At 73.5% G+C, this 21740-nt stretch carries 20 protein-coding genes; 17 read left to right on the forward strand and 3 right to left on the reverse strand.

Features of this window, described 5'->3' with window-relative positions; translation table 11 throughout:
* The first annotated feature begins 28 nt into the window (after positions 1–28).
* The 4 genes from KYT88_RS07135 to KYT88_RS07150 all read left to right on the forward strand — a co-directional run bounded on the left by KYT88_RS07135 (position 29) and on the right by KYT88_RS07150 (position 4501).
* The gene (locus tag KYT88_RS07135; RefSeq protein WP_043587946.1) at positions 29–385 is read left to right on the forward strand and encodes a YraN family protein; all 357 of its coding nucleotides are present in this window, start codon (positions 29–31) and stop codon (positions 383–385) included.
* Complete coding sequence (locus KYT88_RS07140; protein ID WP_043587286.1) at positions 385–1941, forward strand: YifB family Mg chelatase-like AAA ATPase; 1557 nt, start codon at positions 385–387, stop codon at positions 1939–1941. The genes KYT88_RS07135 and KYT88_RS07140 overlap by 1 nt, the downstream gene beginning before the upstream one ends.
* 194 nt (positions 1942–2135) lie before the next feature.
* The gene (gene dprA, locus KYT88_RS07145; RefSeq protein ID WP_043587944.1) at positions 2136–3431 is read left to right on the forward strand and encodes a DNA-processing protein DprA; all 1296 of its coding nucleotides are present in this window, start codon (positions 2136–2138) and stop codon (positions 3429–3431) included.
* A gap of 203 nt (positions 3432–3634) precedes the next feature.
* A complete protein-coding gene (locus KYT88_RS07150; RefSeq protein WP_043587941.1) occupies positions 3635–4501 on the forward strand; it encodes a tyrosine recombinase XerC in 867 nt (288 codons plus the stop codon).
* A gap of 72 nt (positions 4502–4573) precedes the next feature.
* Here KYT88_RS07150 and KYT88_RS07155 read toward each other — a convergent pair whose 3' ends face one another.
* Complete coding sequence (locus KYT88_RS07155; protein ID WP_237583826.1) at positions 4574–5077, reverse strand: murein hydrolase activator EnvC family protein; 504 nt, start codon at positions 5075–5077, stop codon at positions 4574–4576.
* 166 nt (positions 5078–5243) lie between these two features.
* Between KYT88_RS07155 and KYT88_RS07160 the strand changes: the two genes are divergently transcribed.
* From KYT88_RS07160 to KYT88_RS07210, 11 genes are all read left to right on the forward strand, one after another.
* Positions 5244–6701, forward strand: a complete 1458-nt coding sequence (locus KYT88_RS07160) for a sugar porter family MFS transporter (RefSeq protein WP_051629386.1) — start codon at positions 5244–5246, stop codon at positions 6699–6701.
* 238 nt (positions 6702–6939) lie between these two features.
* Complete coding sequence (gene rpsB / locus KYT88_RS07165; protein ID WP_043587282.1) at positions 6940–7902, forward strand: 30S ribosomal protein S2; 963 nt, start codon at positions 6940–6942, stop codon at positions 7900–7902.
* Positions 7903–8013: 111 nt separating this feature from the next.
* Positions 8014–8841, forward strand: coding sequence for a translation elongation factor Ts (tsf, locus tag KYT88_RS07170; RefSeq protein WP_043587278.1), 828 nt, complete (start codon positions 8014–8016; stop codon positions 8839–8841).
* A 155-nt stretch (positions 8842–8996) separates the two neighbouring features.
* The gene (gene pyrH, locus KYT88_RS07175) at positions 8997–9713 is read left to right on the forward strand and encodes a UMP kinase (protein WP_043587277.1); all 717 of its coding nucleotides are present in this window, start codon (positions 8997–8999) and stop codon (positions 9711–9713) included.
* 152 nt (positions 9714–9865) lie between these two features.
* Entirely contained in the window at positions 9866–10384 is a 519-nt protein-coding gene (gene frr, locus KYT88_RS07180; RefSeq protein ID WP_045929184.1) for a ribosome recycling factor, read from the forward strand.
* A complete protein-coding gene (locus KYT88_RS07185; protein WP_043587276.1) occupies positions 10385–11425 on the forward strand; it encodes a phosphatidate cytidylyltransferase in 1041 nt (346 codons plus the stop codon).
* Between the two features lie 10 nt (positions 11426–11435).
* On the forward strand, positions 11436–11981 hold the full coding sequence (locus KYT88_RS07190) for a DivIVA domain-containing protein (RefSeq protein ID WP_043587274.1): 546 nt from the start codon (positions 11436–11438) through the stop codon (positions 11979–11981).
* Positions 11982–12174: 193 nt separating this feature from the next.
* The gene (locus tag KYT88_RS07195; protein ID WP_237583827.1) at positions 12175–12792 is read left to right on the forward strand and encodes an aggregation-promoting factor C-terminal-like domain-containing protein; all 618 of its coding nucleotides are present in this window, start codon (positions 12175–12177) and stop codon (positions 12790–12792) included.
* Between the two features lie 75 nt (positions 12793–12867).
* Positions 12868–14598: a cation:proton antiporter gene (locus KYT88_RS07200; RefSeq protein ID WP_043587269.1), complete on the forward strand. Its 1731-nt coding sequence runs from the start codon at positions 12868–12870 to the stop codon at positions 14596–14598.
* Positions 14599–14633: 35 nt separating this feature from the next.
* The gene (locus KYT88_RS07205; RefSeq protein WP_043587267.1) at positions 14634–14930 is read left to right on the forward strand and encodes an Rv1322 family protein; all 297 of its coding nucleotides are present in this window, start codon (positions 14634–14636) and stop codon (positions 14928–14930) included.
* Entirely contained in the window at positions 14927–15661 is a 735-nt protein-coding gene (locus KYT88_RS07210) for an alpha/beta hydrolase (RefSeq protein ID WP_051629385.1), read from the forward strand. The genes KYT88_RS07205 and KYT88_RS07210 overlap by 4 nt, the downstream gene beginning before the upstream one ends.
* Positions 15662–15688: 27 nt before the next feature.
* Here KYT88_RS07210 and KYT88_RS07215 read toward each other — a convergent pair whose 3' ends face one another.
* Positions 15689–16747: an AI-2E family transporter gene (locus KYT88_RS07215; protein WP_043587265.1), complete on the reverse strand. Its 1059-nt coding sequence runs from the start codon at positions 16745–16747 to the stop codon at positions 15689–15691.
* 29 nt (positions 16748–16776) lie between these two features.
* A complete protein-coding gene (locus KYT88_RS07220) occupies positions 16777–18552 on the reverse strand; it encodes a coiled-coil domain-containing protein (protein WP_043587263.1) in 1776 nt (591 codons plus the stop codon).
* Between the two features lie 282 nt (positions 18553–18834).
* Between KYT88_RS07220 and KYT88_RS07225 the strand changes: the two genes are divergently transcribed.
* Together KYT88_RS07225 and KYT88_RS07230 are read left to right on the forward strand one after the other, a co-directional pair.
* The gene (locus KYT88_RS07225) at positions 18835–20700 is read left to right on the forward strand and encodes a DUF8094 domain-containing protein (RefSeq protein WP_043587261.1); all 1866 of its coding nucleotides are present in this window, start codon (positions 18835–18837) and stop codon (positions 20698–20700) included.
* Positions 20697–21692: a tetratricopeptide repeat protein gene (locus KYT88_RS07230; RefSeq protein ID WP_043587259.1), complete on the forward strand. Its 996-nt coding sequence runs from the start codon at positions 20697–20699 to the stop codon at positions 21690–21692. Before KYT88_RS07225 ends, KYT88_RS07230 begins: the two co-directional genes overlap by 4 nt.
* The last annotated feature ends 48 nt before the right edge of the window (positions 21693–21740 follow it).

Genomic DNA, 21740 nt, shown 5'->3' on the forward strand with positions numbered 1-21740 from the left:
GTCGCGCATCCTCCCCGCGGAGGTGCGCATGACACGCGAGCAGGACCTGGGACGACGCGGTGAGGAACTCGCCGCGCAGCATCTGATCGGGCGCGGGTACGCGCTCGTCGAGCGCAACTGGCGGTGCCGCGAGGGCGAGATCGACCTCGTGATGACGCACGCGGGCACGACCGTGCTCGTGGAGGTCAAGACGCGCGCGGGGCTGGGCTACGGGCATCCGCTCGAGGCGGTCACCCGTGCGAAGGCCGCGCGGCTGCGGGTCCTCGCGGGCCTGTGGTGCCAGGCGCATCCCGAGCGGCGCGGGCCCGTGCGGATCGACGTGGTGGGAGTGGTCTGGCCCCGGGGCGGGCAGCCGTCGGTCGAGGTCGTGCGGAGCGCCTGCTGATGGCCGTCGGACGCACGCTCGCCGTCGCGCTCTCCGGCCTCGACGGGGCACTCGTCGACGTCGAGGCCGACATCACGAGCCAGCTCCCCGGATTCGTGCTCATCGGCCTGCCGGACGCCGCGCTCAGCCAGGCGCGCGAGCGGGTCCGCGCCGCGACCGGCAACGCGGGATGCGAGTTCCCCGTCCGCCGGGTCACCGTCAACCTGTCGCCGGCCGTCCTGCCGAAGCACGGCTCCGGCTTCGACCTCGCGATCGCCCTGGCGGTCCTCGCGGCGGGCGGGTCGGTCTCGGCCGAGTCGGTGGCCGGCACCGTGCACCTCGGCGAGCTCGGCCTCGACGGGAGGCTGCGTCCGACGCACGGCATCCTGCCCGCGGTGCTCGCCGCGCGTCGTGCGGGCGTGCGCCGGGTCATGGTGCCGCGGTGCCACGCGGACGAGGCGTCCCTCGTGCCCGACATGCGCGTCATCGCCGTGGCGGGGCTGCGGGATGCGGCGATCCACCACGGCGCCGAGCTCGAGCCGGAGCCGGAGGAGGACGGCTCCCCGCCTGTCGCGGCGGCGGGGTCGGCCTCGCCACAGGTCTTCGCCGGTGGCGATGCCGCGGAGCCCTGCCTCGGCGACGTCGTCGGCAACGAGGAGGCCGTGGAGGCGCTCGTGGTCGCCGCGGCGGGCGGGCATCACATGTTCCTGCTCGGTCCGCCCGGCGCGGGGAAGACGATGCTCGCGCAGCGGCTGCCCGGCCTCCTGCCGGACCTCGACGAGGAGGCCGCGCTGGAGGTCGGCTGCATCCGGTCGCTCTGCGGGGAGCGGCTGGGACCCGAGCTGCCCGTCCGCCCGCCCCTGGAGGCCCCGCACCACACCGCCAGCGCTGCGGGCATCGTGGGCGGCGGCAGCGGCCGCATCCGCCCGGGGGCGGCTGTGCGGGCCAGCGGGGGAGTGCTCTTCCTCGACGAGGCGCCGGAGTTCGCGGGTGCCGTGCTGGACTGCCTGCGGCAGCCGCTCGAGTCGGGCGTCATCAGCATCCACCGGGCCAACGGCGTCGCCCACTTCCCGGGGCGCTTCCAGCTGGTGATGGCGGCGAACCCGTGCCCATGCGGTTCGTACGGCGTCGCGGGTGCCGACTGCTCGTGCCCGCCCCAGGCTCGCCGGCGGTACCTGGCCAGGCTCTCCGGCCCGCTCATGGACCGCATGGACATCCGGCTCTCCGTCCGTCGGGTCACGACGGCCGTGCACCTGGCGGCGGGCCATGCAGCCCGCGTGACGACGCCCACTGCGCGGCTGCGCGTCGCCGCAGCTCGCGCGGCGGCCGCAGAGAGATGGGCCGCGACACCGTGGCGCACCAACGCCCACGTCTCCGGCACCTGGCTCCGGCGCGAGGCGCGCATCGCCCGTGGCGCGACGGTCTCCCTCGATCGAGCGCTGGACCGGGGGCTCCTCACCATGCGCGGCTACGACCGGGTCCTCCGCATCGGGTGGACGCTCGCGGATCTGGAGGGCGCGTCGAGCCCCGACGCGGATCATCTGGGCCGGGCCCTCCTGCTGCGAGGTGCGTCGTGATCGCCGATCACGACGGAGGCGGCGCCGTGGACGGCGCGCATGCCTCCGAGGAGGCGGTCGGTCCCTCCCCATCCCGGTCCGGAGGCCGAGCTCGGCCCGCGGAAGCGCTGCGGAGCAGCATCGCGGGGCCCGACTCGGCACGTGCGCGCGCCGTCGCCCGTCTCGGACTCGCGGCGAGCGATCTCGGGGAGCTGATGGCCGCGCTCCGACCCGATGCCTCATGTGCGGGCGCGGAGTCGAGCGACGCGGATGCTGAGGAGGTGGCGGCGCGTTGCACGTGGTCCGGCATCGCGGAGCCCGGCGATCGCGTCGCCGGGGCGGTCATCGGCGTGCTCGGCGCCTGCGCGGCGCTGGCTTCCGTGGTGGACGGCTGCTCGGCCGACGCGGTCGTCGGGGCGATGGTCGACGCCGGGCTCCACCTGGAGGCGGACGGTCGCGCTGCGCTCGTCGGCGAGGTCGACGGCGCGTTGGAGCGCTGGCGTCCCCGCGTCGTGCGGACCGAGGCGCTGGCGCGGCTCCATGCCGCGTGCGCGGTCGGAGCGCGCGTGCTGGTTCCCGGGGATGCGCACTGGCCGGTCGGCGCGGACGACCTCGGGCCCCACGCGCCGCTCGTGCTGTGGTGCACGGGGGCGCCGGACGCGATGGCCGCGCTGCCGAGGTCCGTGGCGATCGTGGGAGCGCGCGCGGCCACCGGGTACGGCGAGCACGTCACCGCCGAGCTGGCCGCCGGTCTCGTCGATCGAGGCGTGGTGGTGGTCTCGGGTGGTGCGTACGGCATCGACGGCGCGGCCCACCGCGCGGCCATCGGGTCGGCGGGGCGCACGGTGGCGTTCCTCGCGGGTGGCGTCGACCGTCTCTACCCGTCCGGTCACTCGGAGCTCTTCGCGCGGATGCGACGCGACGGGGCCGTGGTGTCCGAGCTGCCGTGCGGGGCGTCCCCGACGCGTTGGAGGTTCCTCCTGCGCAATCGCCTCATCGCCGCGGTCAGCGCGGCCACCGTCGTCGTCGAGGCGGGTGCGCGCAGCGGGTCGCTGAACACGGCGAACCACGCGGTCGCGCTGGAGAGGCCGCTCGGGGCCGTGCCGGGCCCGGTGACGAGCGTGTCCTCATCGGGGTGCCACCGTCTCCTCCGCGAGTCCCAGGCGGTCTGCATCACGTCAGCCGACGATGTGATGGAGCTGCTGCCGGGCTGGAGCGGGTCGGGGGCGCGGTTCCGCGCGCCGGAAGCACCGCACGCGCCATCTCGCACCGCGCCGAGCGCACCCGACGCCGCCCGCGCGGTCGCGCGCGCCGCGGAGGTCCGAGGCGATCCGCGCGTCGTGCGCGTGCTGGACGCTCTCGCCGTCCGACGCGGGCGCGAGACAGCCGACGTCGCGGCACGAGCGGGTCTCGGGCTGGCCGAGACCTCCTCAGTGCTCGGCATGCTCGAGCTCGAGGGGGCAGTGGCCCGACCGGACGGGGGGTGGGTGCGGCGATCCGGATCGCGATGACGCGTCCGTGCTCGGGACAGGCGACCTCGTACCCGCAGGTGAGTCCACGTGGCGCGGCGCGCGGATCCACGTAGCCTTCGGGGATGGACGGTGTGCGGGTCGACGGCGGACGCGTCAAGGGCGCGGCCGGAGGTCCGCGGTCCTCGCGCGGTGCCGGTGCCGCGACTCCGCTCACGGACGACATCGTCGCCTTCGGGACAGCCATGGGCCGGGAGCGGGGGAGCGCGGTCCACACGGTGCGGGCCTACTCCGCCGACCTGCGGGACCTCGCCGCGCACGCCGCCCGCCAGGGCGTCACGACGTCCGCCGCCCTCGATCTGGAGGTGCTGCGCGACTGGCTGTGGCGCGGATCCCAGGCGCGGCTGGCTCCCGCGACGTTGGCGCGGCGCTCGGCCGCCGTGCGGGGGTTCGGCGCGTGGCTCCTCCGCACGGGCCGCGTCGACGCCGACCCGGCCGTGCGGCTGAAGGCGCCGCGGGCGGGATCCCATCTCCCTCGGGTGCTGGCGCGCGAGCAGATGTCGGCCCTCCTTGCCCGACTCGCCGCACGGGCTGCGGAGGACGACCCCGCCGCTCTGCGGGATCTCGCCGTCATCGAGCTGCTCTACGCGTCCGCCCTCCGGGTCTCCGAGCTGACGGGCCTCGATGTCGGCGACGTCGACGCCTCCCGCCTCACGGTGCGCGTGGTCGGCAAGGGCGATCGCGAGCGGGTCGTGCCGTTCGGCGTCCCCGCCGCCGAGGCGCTCGATGCCTACGTCGCGCGAGGCCGCCCAGGGCTCGTCTCGTCACGGACCGGGACGGCGCTGTTCCTCGGGGCGCGCGGAGGGCGGCTGGGTTCGCGCGCCGTCTACGGCCTCGTGGCCTCCCTGCTCGCGGACATCCCCGGATCGGGGCCGCAGGGGCCGCACGCCCTCCGGCACTCGGCGGCGACGCACCTGCTGGACGGGGGAGCCGACCTCCGCACCGTGCAGGAGATGCTCGGCCACGCGAGCCTCGGGACGACGCAGATCTACACGCACGTCTCGATCGAGCGGCTGCAGCGCAGCTACGAGGGCGCCCATCCGCGCGCCTGACCCGTACCGGCGGGCGCGCGACCGGATCGAGCGCAGGCCGCCTCCGGAATGAACCGGGTCGGCGACCCGACTTCAGGGATCCAGGGGCAGCAGCACCGCGTGCTGCAGCGCGGCGAGCAGCAGGGCCGGATCCACGTAGTCGCCGTGCAGGCGCGCCCCGAGATGCAGCCCGCCGTCGGGCTCGTGGCGAGGCGACGCGGCGAGCGTGCCGATGACCTGCCCGGCCACCACGGCGTCGCCCGCCGCGACCAGGGGGACGACCGGCTCGACGGAGGACACGTAGCCGTCCGCGTGTCGGATGCTCACGACCGGGCGATCCACGACCACGCCGGCGAAGGAGACGGTGCCCGCGGCCGGAGCGCGGACCTCGCCGCCGGGGGAGACCGCGATGTCGATGCCCCGGTGGCCCGGACCGTACGGCGTGGTCGGCGCCTGGAACGGCCGCGTGACCGTGTGCGGCGGATCGACCGGCCATATCCATCGCGGCGTCGCGGCGTCGGACGACGAGCCAGTCGGCGCATCCGCCGACGCCCGGGCGGTGGGACCCGGCGTCGTCCCGCCGACGAGCAACCCCACCACGAGCGCCGCCGCGCACGCCCTCCGCCGTGTCGTACCGCCGCGCATGCGCATCCCCTTCCCCGGCGGACGCGTCCCGGCCTCCGGTCGGCCGCATCATGGCCCCTGCGACGACGGGTCCTCGCCCGGTGCCCGCTCCGGCGGAGAAGTGGCAGAGTGGTCCGTTGTGAACGAGACGACGACCCCCCAGGATGACAAGAAGCTCCAACGACGCGCGATCGGCCTGGCCGTCTCGGCCGCGGTGGGGGGCTTCCTCTTCGGGTTCGACTCCTCGGTCATCAACGGCGCGGTCTCCGCGATCCAGGGCCGGTTCGAGCTGAGCGAGACGCTCATCGGCTTCGCGGTGGCCAGCGCGCTCCTCGGCTGCGCGCTCGGCGCCTACCTCGCGGGTCGCATCGCCGACCGCATCGGCCGTCGCTGGACGATGATCATCGGCGCCGGCTTCTTCTTCATCAGCGCCTTCGGCTCCGGCTACGCCTTCAGCGTCTGGGACCTCACCATCTGGCGCGTCATCGGCGGTCTCGGCATCGGCATCGCCTCGGTGGTCGCCCCCGCGTACATCGCGGAGATCTCGCCCAAGCTCCTCCGGGGCCGCCTCGCGTCGCTGCAGCAGCTCGCGATCACGCTCGGCATCTTCACGGCCCTCCTCTCGGACGCCGTGTTCGCCGGAGCGGCCGGCAGCGCGTCGGAGGAGTTCTGGTTCGGCCTCGAGGCCTGGCGCTGGATGCTCCTGGTCTGCGCGATCCCCGCCGTGATCTACGGCTTCCTCGCGTACCGCCTGCCGGAGTCCCCGCGCTTCCTGGTCGAGAAGGGCCGCAAGGACGAGGCGCAGGCGATCCTCGCGAGCGTCTGGAAGCAGGAGGACATCGACCGCGCGAGCCGCGACCTCGAGCGCCAGATCGAGGAGGACCGCGTGGCGAAGCGCACCGGCACCCTCCGCGGGAACAAGCTCGGCCTCCAGGGCATCGTCTGGATCGGCATCATCCTGTCCGTGTTCCAGCAGTTCGTCGGCATCAACGTGATCTTCTACTACTCCACGACGCTCTGGCAGGCCGTCGGCTTCGACGAGAGCCAGTCGCTGCTCACGTCGGTGATCACGGCTGTCACGAACGTCGCGGTCACCTTCATCGCCATCGCGCTCGTCGACCGCATCGGCCGTCGCCCGATCCTCCTTTCCGGGTCGCTGGCCATGGCCGTGTCCCTCGCCGTGATGGCGATCTGCTTCAGCCAGTCGTCGACCGTCGACGGCGAGGTGTCCCTGCCGCAGCCCTTCGGCGTCATCGCGATCATCGCCGCCAACGTCTTCGTCATCGGCTTCGGCGCCTCGTGGGGTCCGCTCGTCTGGGTGCTGCTCGGCGAGATCTTCCCGAACCGGATCCGCGCGAAGGCGCTCGGCGTCGCCGCCATGGCCCAGTGGATCGCCAACTTCGTCATCACCGTGTCGTTCCCGGCGCTGTCCGCCTTCTCGCTGCCCTTCACCTACGGCATGTACGCCGCGTTCGCCGCGCTGTCCTTCGTCTTCGTGCTCACGAAGATCCCGGAGACCAACGGGATGTCGCTCGAGGAGGCCGAGACGCTCTTCGTCGACAAGCCCAAGAAGCGCGCCAAGGCCGCGCGCGCCTGATCCGTCGCGCCGCCCCGTCGATCCTCCGGCGGGTGGTAGCATCGACCAGCACCCGATCCAGGTCGGGTGACTACGCGTGCCCATCAGGCCGCAGCATCCACTCGGTCCCCTCGTGGCGATGATCCCTGTCGCCGAAGGGGCGGATGCGCGCCGGGCACCAGGATCAGCGGTCGTCCCGACCGCCGAGCGAACCGACGAGGCGCGCCGCGACAGCGCGCGCCGGAACAGGAGTACGGCCATGGCCGTCGTCACCATCCGCCAGCTGCTCGACTGCGGCGTCCACTTCGGTCACCCGAAGACGCGCTGGAACCCGAAGATGAAGCGCTTCATCTTCACCGAGCGCTCCGGCATCTACATCATCGACCTGCAGCAGTCGCTGGCCCTCATCGACAAGGCGTACGACTTCGTCAAGGAGACGGTCGCCCACGGCGGCACCATCCTCTTCGTCGGCACCAAGAAGCAGGCGCAGGAGTCCATCGCCGAGCAGGCGCAGCGCGTCGGCCAGCCCTACGTCAACCAGCGCTGGCTGGGTGGTCTGCTGACCAACTTCCAGACCGTGCACAAGCGCCTCAACCGCCTCAAGGAGCTCGACCTCGTCGACTTCGACGACACGACGCGCGGCTTCACCAAGAAGGAGCTCCTCATCCAGCGTCGCGAGCGCGACAAGCTGGAGAAGAGCCTCGGCGGCATCCGGAACCTGACCAAGACGCCGTCGGCGATGTGGGTCGTGGACACCAAGAAGGAGCACCTCGCGATCGACGAGGCGCGCAAGCTCGGCATCCCCGTCATCGGCATCCTCGACACCAACTGCGACCCGGACGAGGTCCAGTACCCGATCCCGGGCAACGACGACGCGATCCGCTCCGTCGCGCTGCTGACGCGCATCATCGCCGACGCGGCCGCCGAGGGCCTCATCCAGCGCCACCAGAAGCCCGACGCCGAGGGCTCCGCGCCCGCCGAGCCGCTGGCCGACTGGGAGCGCGAGCTGCTCGAGCAGGGCGACGCCGCCAAGGCCGAGCTGCCCGTCGAGGAGAACGACGTCGACGCCGAGGTCTCCGCCAAGAACGAGGCGAAGTCCGAGGACGAGGTCCCCGCCCCCGTGCACGCCCCCGAGTCCGATGACGCCACCGAGGCGAAGATCGAGGCCGAGGCGACCGAGGCCGAGGCAGCGCCCGCCGCGACGGCCACGGTCTCCGAGTAGTCCGACCACACGCATCATCCCGACGGGCGGGCGCGGGGAACCGCGCCCGCCCGTCGGGCACTCACCCCCGGGAGACCCCCGGATCATCACCTACAGAAGGAGTCCATGAGCATGGCGAACTTCACTGCCGCTGACGTCAAGGAGCTGCGCGACCGCCTCGGCGCCGGCATGATGGACAGCAAGAACGCGCTGGTCGAAGCAGACGGCGACATCGAGAAGGCCATCGAGATCCTGCGCCTCAAGGGCCAGAAGGGCAACGCCAAGCGCGGCGACCGCTCCACCGCGGAGGGCCTGGTCGCCGCGTCCACGCAGGACGGCGCCGCCACCCTCATCGAGCTCGCGTGCGAGACCGACTTCGTCGCCAAGAACGACAAGTTCATCGCGCTGTCCGAGTCCGTCCTCGCCGCTGTCGTCGCGGCCGGCGCGTCCACCGTCGAGGAGGCCCTCCAGGCCCCCGCGGGCGAGCAGTCCGTCGACCAGCTGATCAGCGACCAGGCCGCCATCCTCGGCGAGAAGATCGCGCTCCGCCGCGTCGCCCGCCTCGCCGGCGAGCACCAGGAGGTCTACCTCCACCGCACGTCGAAGGACCTCCCGCCCCAGGTCGGCGTCGTCGTCGACTACAGCGGCACGGACGCCGAGACCGCGCGCAGCATCGCCCAGCACATCGCGTTCGCCAACCCGGAGTACCTCGCCCGCGAGGACGTCCCGGCGGACAAGGTCGAGGCCGAGCGCGCCATCGTCACCGAGATCTCGCGCAACGAGGGCAAGCCCGAGGCGGCCCTGCCGAAGATCATCGAGGGTCGCCTGACCGGCTTCTTCAAGCAGGTCGCGCTCCTCGAGCAGGACTACGCGAAGGACAACAAGCAGTCCGTGAAGAAGGTCGTCGAGGCCGCCGGCCTCACGGTCACGGGCTTCGCCCGCTTCAAGGTCGGCGCCTAGCACCACCACGGGGAGCCCGGGTCGCATGCGACCCGGGCTCCCTTCTCCATGTCCGGTCGGGGCGGCCGCGAGGTGCCGTCGCCCCGGCCGGGCCTCACAGTAGATTGGACCGGCGCCGGATCCGGCGACCGGAACGCGAGGACGGGAACAGCACCATGACCGATCAGACCACCACCCGCCGCGTCCTCCTCAAGCTCTCCGGGGAGTCATTCGGCGGCGGCCAGATGGGCGTGGACCCGGACGTCGTGAGCGCGCTCGCGCGCGAGATCGCCGAGGCCGCGAAGACCGTCGAGGTCGCCATCGTCGTCGGCGGCGGCAACTTCTTCCGCGGCGCGCAGCTGTCGCAGCGCGGCATGGACCGCGGGCGCGCCGACTACATGGGCATGCTCGGCACGGTCATGAACGCCCTCGCCCTGCAGGACTTCCTCGAGCAGGCCGGCGCCGCCACGCGCGTCCAGTCCGCCATCTCGATGACCCAGGTGGCCGAGCCGTACATCCCCCGCCGCGCCGTCCGGCACCTGGAGAAGGGCCGCATCGTGATCTTCGGCGCCGGCGCCGGTCTTCCCTACTTCTCGACCGACACCGTGGCCGCGCAGCGCGCCCTCGAGATCCAGGCCGTCGAGGTTCTCGTCGCGAAGAACGGCGTCGACGGCGTCTACACGGGCGACCCGCGCACGGACTCGTCGGCGACGCTCCTCGACACCGTCACCTACCAGGACGCCCTGCAGCGCGGTCTCAAGGTCGTCGACTCGACCGCCTTCAGCCTCTGCATGGACAACGACATGAAGATGGTCGTCTTCGGCATGGAGCCGGGCGGCAACGTCACCCGCGCCATCCGGGGCGAGCGCATCGGCACCATCGTCTCCAACTGACGGACGGCGCTCCACCTGCGGCCCCGACGGGCCGCGCCGCGACCGGAGCGCCTCCCCATCCGCGTTAAGATCGACCGGGCGCCCACCGCGCCCGCGCTACCGAAGGAGAACCCGTGACCGTCGCCGAAGTCCTCGCAGATGCCCGAGACCGGATGGGCAAGGCCGTCGAGGCGGTGAAGGAGGACTTCGGGAGCGTGCGCACGGGTCGTGCCAACCCCGCCCTCTTCCAGAAGGTGATGGTCGAGTACTACGGCAGCCCGACGCCGCTCGGCCAGCTCGCGAGCATGAACAACCCCGAGGCGCGCACGCTCATCGTCACCCCCTACGACAAGACGGCCCTCAAGGAGATCGAGAAGGCCCTCGTCAACGTCCCGAACCTCAGCGCCACGGTCGGCAACGACGGCGAGATGGTGCGCCTCACGCTCCCCGAGCTCACGGAGGACCGCCGCAAGGAGTTCGTCAAGATCGTCCGCGGCAAGGCGGAGGAGGGGCGCGTCAGCGTCCGCAACATCCGCCGGCGCTCCAAGGACGAGCTGGACGCGCTCAAGGGCGAGGTCGGCGACGACGAGGTCGCGCGCGGCGAGAAGGAGCTCGAGGCCCTCACCAAGACGCACACCGACCAGGTCGACGACGCGCTGAAGCGCAAAGAGACCGAACTCCTCGAGGTCTAGGTGGCCAGCCCCGAGGATCCCGCCGAGCGGGCGCCCGTCGTGCCGCCCGCGTCGGGCCCCGACGGCGCTCCGCGGATCCGGCGGCACCGCGGCCGCGTGACGCGCGCCGAGTTCGAGGCGCAGGTGCAGGCCACGCGTGCTGACCTGACGGCGCAGGTCCGGGCGACCCGAGCCTCGCTCGAAGCGACGAACGACCGCATCAACGCCCGCACGGGGCGCAACCTGCTCTTCGCGGTGAGCGTCGGACTCCTCCTCGGCGGGGTCGTCCTCGTGAGCCTCGTCGTCGTCAAGCAGCTCTTCCTGGTCATCGCCGTCGCCCTCGTCGCGTTCACCGCCTACGAGCTCGCCACCGCGCTGCGCCAGGCCGGCCGCCGCGTCCCGCGCGTGGGCTCGGTGATCGCGGTCGTCGCGCTCATGCCCATCACGTACTTCGGCCGGCCAGACGGGCAGTGGCTTGGCCTCCTCGGGGCCATGGCCTTCGTCGCGCTCTGGCGCGTGGTGGAGCAGGCGCTGCCCGCCCGGCGGACGTCCGCGCGCGCGGTCGTCGGGGACATCGGCTCGAGCGTCTTCCTGCTCGCCTACGTGGGTCTGCTCGGATCGTTCGCCGTGCTGCTCACCGCGGGTGACGGCGGCGAGTGGTGGACGCTGGCGTTCCTCATCCTCGTGGTGTGCTGCGACACGGGCGCCTACGTGGCCGGGCTCAACTTCGGCAAGCACCCCATGGCGCCGACGATCAGCCCGAAGAAGACGTGGGAGGGCTTCGCCGGCGCGGTCGTCGCCGCCGTGCTCGCCGGGATCCTGCTCTCGCTGTTCATGATCCAGCAGGAGTGGTGGTTCGGCGTCGTCCTCGGCCTGGTCATCGTGGTGACCGCGACCCTCGGCGACCTGGCCGAGTCGCTGATCAAGCGCGATCTCGGCGTCAAGGACATCAGCTCCTGGCTGCCCGGCCACGGCGGGTTCCTCGACCGCCTCGACTCCGTGCTGCCGTCCGCGGCGGTGGCCTATGCGCTGTTCCTCATCGTCACGGGAGCTTCCTCGTAGGATGTCCCGGATGACCACCACCTTCCCGAGCGCCGGGCGCCGTGAGCGCGGCTACGACCCGGACCAGGTCGACGCGTTCCTGCGCGACGCGCGCCGCTGCTACGACGACGAGGCCGACCGCTCGCTGACATCCGAGACCATCCGCCGGGTGTCATTCGACATGCGCCGCGGGGGCTACTCGGCCGCCGCCGTGGACCGCGTCCTCGAGCGCCTGGAGGACGCGTTCGCGGTCCGGGAGCGGGACCGCACGGTGGCCCGGGTCGGCGCGGACGCGTGGAACGCGGAGGCCAGGCGCGCGGCGCAGGAGATCCTCGACCGGGTCAGCCGGCCGACAGGGGAGCGGTTCGACCGGGCAGGGTTCCTGACCACCGGGTACGACCGCCGCGAGGTCGACCGCTTCGCGGATCGCATCGCCAAGTACTTCCGGGGCACCAAGCCCATGAGCGTCGACGACGTGCGCACGGTGGCGTTCCACCCGCGTCGTGGCGGCTACCGCGAGGCGCAGGTCGACCTGCTGCTGGACGCCGTCATCGACGTCATGAACGCCGTCCGCTGATCCCTGCACCTCTCATCCCCAGCACGATCCGCCTGGCAGGACGCCCCCGATCCGGTCCGGGAGTCGCCATCCGGGTAACGGTTGGGTAAAGTCGTGCGGAGCCATGGGTAGACACACGAACGATCTCGCTCCTCGCCAGCCGCTCACCACCGCTCCGAGGGCCGTTCCCCGACGGCGCTCCGCGTTCTCGCGTGTGGCCGCCCCCACCATCGCATTCGGCGCCGCTGCGGCGTTCATGCTCGTCAACGTCGTGGATCCCACGTCCGGCGCGGTCGCCAACCCGCAGTACCAGGAGTACCAGGCGACGGTCGCCCAGCTGGCCCGCGCCGACGCGCAGTCCATCACAGTGACCACGGCCGACACAGCCGTGGAGATCGAGCCCGGCTTCGAGTCCGTCGCGGCCCCGCCGCCCCCGCCTCCCGTCGTGGCCCCGTCGCCGTCGACCGGGTCGGGCTCCAGCGGGAAGTCGTCCGGCTCCGGCGGTGGCGGTGGAGCCATCGCCATACCGGACCCCGGCAGCGCCAAGGGCATCGCGCGCAGCATCCTCGCCTCCCAGGGCATGGGCGACGACCAGTACGCGTGCCTCGACTACCTCTGGACCAAGGAGTCCGGCTGGCGGGTGAACGCCTACAACCCCAGCGGCGCGTACGGCATCCCGCAGGCCCTCCCCGGCAGCAAGATGGCCTCCGCCGGGCCCGACTGGCAGACGAACCCCGCCACGCAGATCACGTGGGGCCTCGGTTACATCGACTCGCGCTACGGCTCGCCGTGCGGCGCCAAGGCGCACAGCGTCCTCAAGAACTGGTACTGACGACCGCAGCGCAGCGCACCTGACCCGATGGTGACCGTGCGTCGGCCGCCCGTCCCGTCGGGCTAGCCTCTGAGCATGGACTACGCGGGCTTGGGCGTCGCCGGGATCGCGACCCTCGTGGCCGTCACGCTCCTGGCGCGGCGCATCGGCGTCGCCACGCCGCTGGTCCTCGTGCTCGTCGGGGTCGGGATCTCGTACCTCCCGGGCGTGCCTCCCGTCGAGGTGCCGCCCGAGCTGATCCTCGCGGGCCTCCTGCCGCCGTTGCTGTACGGCGCGGCCGTGACGGTGCCGCTCGTGGACCTCAGGCGCAACCTCCGCACGATCGTCAGCCTCTCGGTGGTCCTGGTGCTCGTGTCGGCCTTCGGGATCGGCCTGCTCCTCTTCGCGCTCTTCCCGAACCTGTCCTTCGCCGGCGCGCTCGCCCTCGGCGCCGTGGTCAGCCCGCCCGACGCCGTGGCCGCCACGAGCATCGCGCGCCGGCTCGGCCTGCCGCCGCGCCTCGTCACCGTCCTCGAGGGGGAGGGCCTCGTGAACGACGCGACGGCGCTCGTCCTGCTGCGCACCTCGATCGCCGCCGTCGGCGCATCCGTCGACCTGTGGCAGGCCGCCGGCGGCTTCGTGCTCTCCGCGGTGGGCGCCCTCGCCATAGGCGTGGCCGTCGGCATCGTCACCACCGAGGTGCGGCGACGGCTCGACGACCCCGTCCTCGACACCGCGATCTCCTTCGCCGTGCCGTTCGTGGCCTTCATCCCCGCGGAGGAGGTCGGAGCGTCCGGCGTCCTCGCGGTGGTGGCGGCGGGCATCTGGTCGGGCCATCGGAGCGCCTCGACCCTGTCGGCGCAGTCGCGCATCAACGAGCGGCTGAACTGGCGGACCGTGCTGTTCCTGCTCGAGAACGGCGTCTTCCTCGTGATGGGGCTGGAGCTCCGGGACATCATCGACGAGGTGCACGAGGCCGACCTCGGCGTGGGCACCGCGGTGGCCTACGGGATCCTCACGCTCGTCGTCCTGACGCTCATCCGCTTCGGCTTCCTGGTGCCGCTGCTGCTCGGTCTCCGGCGGCACGAGGAGCACGTCGCGGCGCGCACGCGTCGGGTGCGGCGGGGGCTCGAGCGGCTGCGTCGGGAGCGCGGCGACGATCGTCCGTCACGGCGGGAGCGAGCCGCGGCGCGGATCCTGCGACGTCGCCGGGCCGACCTGCAGGCGCTCCGGTCGCAGGGACTCGGCTGGCGCGGCGGGCTCGTGCTCGGCTGGGCGGGCATGCGCGGCGTGGTGACCCTCGCTGCGGCGCAGTCGCTGCCGTCGGGGACGCCGTATCGCGCGCAGCTCGTGCTCATCGCCTTCACGGTCGCGATCGTCTCGCTGCTCGTCAACGGCGGCACGCTGCCTGCCGTCATCCGGCTGAGCGGGATCCGCGGCAGCGACGCCGCCGAGGACCAGCGGCAGCTCGCGGAGCTCGTCTCCGAGCTGGCCGAGGCGGGGATCCGCGCGGTCGACGAGGGCGTGCGTCAGCTGCCGGAGGGGACGACGGTGGACGACGAGGTCGTCGAGCGGGTGCGCCGCGACACGGCGCTGAAGGCCGAGTGGGTGACGGAGCGCGCGGACGCCATGGCGGCGGACGACGACGCGCCCCTCAGCCCCCGCGCCGCGTACCTGATGCTCCGGCGACACGTCCTCGACGCCGAGCGCGCGGCCCTGCTCGAGGCGCGCGGCACGGGGGAGCACCCCTCGCGCGTGCTCGCCCGGGCGCAGCGCATGCTCGACCAGGAGGAGGCCCGCCTCGGTCGCCAGGCGGACGCCGGCTGACCGGACCCGGCGGCGACGCCGCCTAGGATCGGATCATGCCGCGCAGCAATCGACCCCGGGGGAGACGCGCGCGTGAGGAGGACGACGAGGACGTGCTCACGCGCCTCCTCAGCGGCTCGCAGCACACCGAGACGAGGCGTGGCCGCGTCTGGAACGTGCAGCCCGTGTCGGCGGCGCGTGCCCTCAAGGTCTACCGCTGCCCCGGCTGCACCCTCGACATCGAGCCCGGCCACGCGCACGTGGTGGCCTGGCGCGCCGACGGCATGATGGGCGAGCAGAGCGACCTCGCCGCCCGCCGCCACTGGCACACCCACTGCTGGAAGGTCTCATGACGGACGACGCGCCCCGCCCCATCACCAGCTCGACCGAGCTGCCCGCTCGTCGCGAGGACGTCGAGCTCGTCACCGCCGACGGCCTGCGGCTTGTGGGGGAGCTCGCGCTGCCGGCCGACCGGGATCCCGTGGCGACGCTCGTCACGCTGCACCCGCTGCCGACGGCCGGCGGCTTCATGGACTCGCACGTGCTCCGCAAGGCCGCGCTCCGCCTCCCCGCGATGGCCGGGCTGGCGGTGCTGCGCTTCAACACGCGCGGCACGACCTCCGCGCGCGGCACGAGCGACGGCGCCTTCGACGGCGGGGACGGCGAGCGGTTCGACCTGGCGGCCGCCATGGAGCTCGTGGCGGCGCGCGGCCTGCCCGCGCCGTGGATCGTCGGCTGGTCCTTCGGCACGGAGATCGCGCTGAAGCACGGTCGCGCGCATCCGGTCGAGGGTGCGATCCTGCTCTCGCCGCCCCTGCACCGCGCGACGGCAGACGAGGTGGCCGCGTGGCACGGCGATCCGCGCCGCCTCGTGATCCTCGTGCCCGAGCACGACGACTTCCTGCGGCCGGCCGAGGCGCGCGAGCGCTTCGCGTCGGTGCCGGAGGCGGAGCTCATCGCGGTGGATGGCGCCAAGCACCTCTGGGTGGGGGAGACGCAGGTCTCGCGCGTGCTCACCGAGATCGTGCGCACGGTCGCACCCGGCGCGCTGCCGCTGCCGACGGAGTGGCCGACCACGCGCTGACCCCGCGAAGGACGCCGCGAGGCGCGGTCAGCGCTCGTTCTGCAGCGGGACCGCGACCTGGCGGATGATGAGCAGCACCGCGGCAGCCACGGGCACCGCGATGAGCGCGCCGAGCACGCCGAGCAGGGTCCCGCCCGTGAGCGCCGCGATGACCACCACGACGCCGGGCACCTTGACCGCCCTGTTCATGATGTTCGGGCTCAGCACGTACGCCTCGATCTGCATGTAGACGAGGTAGTAGATGGCCACGGCGAACCACGTGTTCATCGACTCCGGCAGCAGCACGATCTGGGCGAGCACGATGAGCGCGGAGCCGGTGATCGTGCCCACGAGCGGCAGCAGCGAGAACAGGAACGCGATGAAGGCCAGGACCGCGGGCAGCGCGGCCCCGACGATGCTGAGGTAGACGAAGCTGAGCACGCCGTTGCAGAGCGCGAGCCCGACCTGGCCCATGACGTAGCGGCCGACCGACTGCGTGATCTGCTCGGAGATGTCGGCGAAGCGCGCGCGACGCGTGGCCGGCACGAGCTTGTAGAGGCCGCTCTTGAAGGAGTTGAGCGAGGCCGTGAAGTACATCGTGAGGATCACGACGATCACGAGGCCGAAGAGGAAGTTGCCGATGGTGAAGGCGACGGTGATGACGTTGCCCGTGATGGTGGCGACGTTGGAGGCGTTGGAGAGGTACTGCACGAGCTGGTCGGCGCCGGTCTGCACGTCGAAGATCTCGCGCGGGACGAACGACTGCAGGTTCTCGATGAACTGGTCGCCGCTCACGCTCTGCGCGTACTGGACGATCTGCGTGACGAGGGCGCTCGCCTGGTTCACGACGACGGGGATGACCGTCAGCAGCACGCCCGCGAGGGAGCCGAGCAGCACCAGGAAGATGATGAGGATCGCGACCGGGCGCGGGACGCCCTTGCGCTCGAGGAAGGTCACGAGCGGGTCGATGCCGAGGGCCAGGAAGATGGCCGTGCCCACGTAGGTGAGCACCGTGCCGAGCGAGACGAGCGCGCCGCCGATGACGAGGGCGGTGAGCACGCCGAGACCGGCCAGGAGGCCGAGGCGGTAGGGGTTCTGGATCTTCACGTCTCAGGGCTTCTCGAGTCGGCGCGCGCTCAGCGCGCGGTGCGGGGTTCGTCGTCGTCGGATGAGGAGTCGTCCGCCTGGGTCAGGACCCCGCGGACGTTCTCGAGGTACGCGGCCACCGACTCGCGCTCGATCCTAATGCGGTCGAGGCGCTCCTCCGCGTCGGCGAGGGTCTCGCGCGCACGGCGCTCCGCGTCGGCGACGGTGTCGCGGGCGCGGCGCTCCGCCTCGGCGATGGCGGCGCGCGCGTCGTGGTCGGCGTCCTCCCGGGCCTTCCGCGCGGCGTCGCGGCTCTCCTTCGCGAGAGACTCCGCCTCCTCGCGCGTGGAGGCGAGGAGAGCGGTGACCTCCTGCAGCCGCACCTCCGCCTCGCCGAGGTAGGCGGCCGTGCGCTCGGCGGCGTCGCGCTGGCGCTCGGCGGCGTCGCGGGCGTCGTGGTCGCGACGGGCGGTGATCTCGGCGTCGAGGTCGAGGTGGCCCTGCTCGATCTCGCGGCTGAGCAGCAGGCGCGCCTCGTCGGCCTCGGCCGCGAGCTCGCGACGGGTCTCGGCGGCCTCGCGCTCGAGGCGGAGGCGCTCGGCCTCCCGACGGTCGGCCTCCAGGGCCTCCGCCTCGGCGATCTCCCGCTCGAGGGCCGCTCGAGCGGTGACGGCCTCCAGCTCGAGCTGGGCGCGGGTCGCCCGGGTCTCGCGCTCCAGGCGCTCGGTGCCTTGCGCGATGTCACGGGCGAGGTCGGTGCGGGCCTCCTCGACGTCGCGAGCGAGGTCGGCGCGCGCCGTCGCCAGCTCCAGCTCGAGCGCCTCGCGCGTCTCGGCGATCTCCCGCTCGAGGGCAGCGCGGGTCTCCTCCACGTCGCGGTCGAACGCCGTGCGCTCCGCGTGGATCCGGCGGTCGAAGTCGTCGCGCGAGCCCTGCAGCTCGCGGTCCCAGTCGGTGCGCGCCTGCTCGATCTCGCGGTCGAGGTCGGCGCGGGTCTGCTCCTCGAGCTGGGTGAGGGCGATGCGCCGGGTCTCCTCGTCGAGCCGCAGCCGCTCCTCCGTCTCCCGCGCGTCGCGGTCGAGCTCGGCGCGCTCCTCGGCGATCGACTCGTCGTGCCGGGCACGCGCGTCGGCGAGCTCGCGCTCGAGGGCGCCCCGGGCGAGGACGGTGTCGCGGGCGAGGTCGGCGGCGTCGCGGCGGGCCTCGTCGGTCTCGCGGTCGACCCGGGCGCGCAGCTCGGCGACCTCGCGGGCCGCCTCGGCGCGCTGGGCGTCCGTCTCGCGCTCCGCGGTGGCGCGCAGGTCGGCCACCTCGGTGCGCGTGCGGAGGAGGAGGGCGGCGGCCTCGCGCTCGGCGTCGCTGCGGAGGCCCTCCGCGCGGTCGTCCGCGCGCTCGTGAAGGTCGTCGGCCTCGCGGCGCGCGGCGTCGAGGATCTGCGCCGCCTGCGCCCGCGCGGAGTCCACGAGGTGGCGGGCGGTGGCCTCGGCCTCGGCGCGCTGCGCGTCCGTCTCCTCCTGCGTGGCGCGGCGGAGCCGGCCGGCATCCGCGTCCGCCTGCGCGACCAGCCGGGTCGACTGCTCCTCGGCGACGCGGAGCGTGGCCTCGAGCCGGCTGCCGAGCCCGGCGAACGTGGGGCTGCCGACCTCCTCCAGCTCGTCGCGTAGCTCCTGCTCGCTGCGGCGGAGGCGCTCGGCCTCGGCACGCAGCTCGGCCCCCTGCTGGTTCGAGCGGATCAGCTCGCGGCGCAGGTCGGCGACGGCCCGGTCGACCTCGTCGCGGTTGTAGCCGCGCATGGCGGGGCTGAACGGCGTGTCGTCGTGGGGCACGGGGACTCCTTCGCGGGCGGCTCGCGGACGCCGGGCGGGGCGCAGCAGGTGCCGATCCTACCGAGTCGGCGGCCGGCGACCCGGCCCGTCTCCCGGCGCCTGCGGCCCCCGGGGCAGGCGCTCTCAGGGTCGTCCGGTATCCTTCGATGTCGTCGTCCGCCGCCGGTCCGCCTGCAGCACGGCGGAGCGTCGCGAGAGCACCCGTGCTCGTCGGCCGCCGCGGTCGTCATCCGATCGCTGCTCATGCGGCCGCCGCCCGCGACGACACGAGAGGAGACACCCGTGCGATTCGTCCTGGCGATCGCGACCTTCGTGGTCGCGGCCCTCATGATCGGGCTGGGGATCGCCCAGCACACGTTCCTGGCGGGACCCGACCGCATCACCGCGGCCACGTCGTCCACCGGCGACGCCGCGTACGCGATCGTCGACGGGAAGACGCTCAACGCGCACCCCGGCCTGCAGGACACGGTCGTCCGCGGCGACGGAGAGGTCTTCGCGGCCTACGGTCCCACCACGGACGTCGAGGCGTGGGTGGGCAGCAGCCCGTACACGCGCATCGCCATGGACGACCAGGGCGCGCTGACGAGCCAGGTCGTGCAGCCGGAGGCGACCACGCCGACCCCGACCCCGACGCCGAGCCCCACCGCGGGAGCCTCGGGCACCGACGCGACGGGCGCCGCGTCCGCGGCGACGTCCACGGTGACCGACCCCCGCGGATCCGACCTCTGGCTCTCCGAGCAGACCGGACAGGGGGAGGTGCAGCTCAGCACCCGTCTCCCGGACGACGTCAGCCTGATCCTCGCCACCGACGGCCAGGCCGCCGCGCCAGCGGACGTCGAGCTCTCCTGGCCGTCCGAGGGCGAGTCGCCCTGGGTCGTGCCGCTCGTGGTCGGCGGCATCGTGCTCCTCGTCGTCGGGCTCGTCCTCTACCTCCTCGCGCTCCGGCACCTGCGCCGCAGCCGCGGACCGCGCCGCAACCTGCCGCCCCGCGGCGGCCCGCGCATCCCGCGCATCGGCCCGGCCGCCCGTCGAGCGGCCCTGACGGCCGGCAGCGGCGCCGCACCCGTGACGCCCCGAGGCCGCGGTCGTCGCAGCCGCATCGCGCTGCCCGTGCTCGTCGTCACCGGCCTCGCGCTCAGCGGGTGCACCGCCCAGGGCGCCCCGGCCGACCTCGCCGCGGGCGTGGGATCCACCGCGACGCCCACCCCGACCTCGTCGCTCGACGCCGCGCGCGAGGCGGAGGACGCGGATCCGCCCGTCGTCACGCAGGACCAGGCCGAGCGCATCGTGTCCCGCGTCTCCGAGGTCGCGACCGCGGCGGACCAGTCGCTCGACGCCGCCACCCTCGCGCCCCGGTTCGCCGGCCCGGCGCTGCAGGAGCGCACCTCGGACTACCAGGTGCGCAAGGCCAAGCCCGACATCGCCGCCGTCCCCGCGATCCCCGCCGGCGACCTGCAGCTGACGCTGCCGCAGGCCACGGTCGCGTGGCCGCGCACGGTCGCGGCGGTCGTCAAGGACCCCGACAAGGAGGACGCGCCCACGCTGTCGCTCACGCTCGTGCAGGACAGCCCGCGCGACAACTACCGCGTGCTCTACGCGATGCCCATCTCCACCACGGCGGCCCTGCCGGACGTGGCCCCTGCCGCCATCGGCGCGTCGCGGCTCGCGTCGGACGTCAAGCTCCTGGCCGTGCAGCCGGATCAGCTCTCCGCGGCCTACGCGGACGTGCTGAACAACGGCGACGCCAGCCAGTACGCCGCCCTCTTCGACCCGACCGACGACGGCGTGCGGGCGCAGGACGCCAAGCGCAAGGTGGACTTCCCGGCGTCGATCGGGGAGACGGGCACGGTCGAGTTCGCGGCCACCGCCGACTCCGCCACGCCCGTCGCGATGTCGACCGTCGAGTCGGGAGCGCTCGTCAGCGTGACCGTGCAGCTCGGCATCGTCGCGAAGCCGACCGCGGAGGGCGCGAAGGTCAACGCGAACCCGGAGGTCCAGGCGATCACCGGGCTCACGGACTCGGCGAAGGGCTTCGACACCGTCCGCACGGCGCAGATGCTCATGTACGTGCCGCCCGTGAACTCGGGCGAGAAGATCCGCGTCTACGCCTCCAGCACCCACATCACCTCGGCCAAGGAGCTCCCATGACGAACGTGCCCCCCTCCGCCGCCAGCCTCCGCGGCGCCGTCGACCTGTCCTCGCTCGTGAACCGCGCGCAGGCGCCTGCCGCGCCCGCGGGAGCGCCGGCCGGGGCCCCCGCACCCGGCGCGCCGGCCGCCGACGCCGGTGCCGCGGGCGCCCCGCAGACGGTGGACGTCCCCGGCCTCGTGCTCGGGGCCGACGACGCCTCGTTCACGCAGTTCCTCGACATCTCGTCCGTGGTGCCCGTCATCGTCGAGCTGGTGTCGACGGGGCTCGCCTCGAGCCGCGAGCTGTCGCCCGTGCTCGAGCGAGTGGTCACGGAGCAGGGCGGACGCGTGCTGCTCGTGCGGATCGACGTGGACCAGAGCCCGCAGCTCGGGCAGGCGTTCCAGGCGCAGACCGTCCCCACGGTCGCGGCGCTCATCGGCGGCCGTCCCGTCGGCCTCTTCGCCGGCGTGATCCCGGAGGACCAGGTGCGCGACGTCATCCAGCAGGTGCTGGAGCTGGCGCAGCAGAACGGCGTGACCGGCCAGGCCGTCGCCCCCGACGCATCCGCCGCTCCGGCCGCCCCGGTCGAGGAGCCGCTGCCGCCGCATCACGCGGAGGCCTACGCCTTCATCGAGCAGGGCGACTACGCGTCCGCCGCCGCCGAGTACCGCACCGCGATCGCGCAGAACCCCCGCGACTCCCTCGCGGTCGCCGGGCTCGCGCAGGTGAGCCTCCTGGAGCGGCTCGACGGGAAGGCGGCCGACGAGATCCGCAGCGCTGCCGCGGCCGCCCCCGAGGACGTGGACGCGCAGCTGCTCGTCGCCGACCTCGACCTCTCCGGCGGGCACGTCGAGGACGCGTTCACGCGCCTGCTCGAGCTGTTCCCGTCGGCCGACGCGGCCGGTCGCGACGCGATCCGCCAGCGCCTGCTCGAGCACTTCGAGGTCGTCGGCCTCGAGGATCCGCGCGTGGCCGTCGCCCGTCGCCAGCTCACGCGCCTGCTCTACTGACGCGCGTCCCGCACGGACGCGAGTCCTGCACGGACGACGGCGCCGCAT

It is taken from the genome of Clavibacter sp. A6099, assembly GCF_021919125.1.
GTDB classification, from domain to species: Bacteria; Actinomycetota; Actinomycetes; order Actinomycetales; family Microbacteriaceae; genus Clavibacter; species Clavibacter seminis.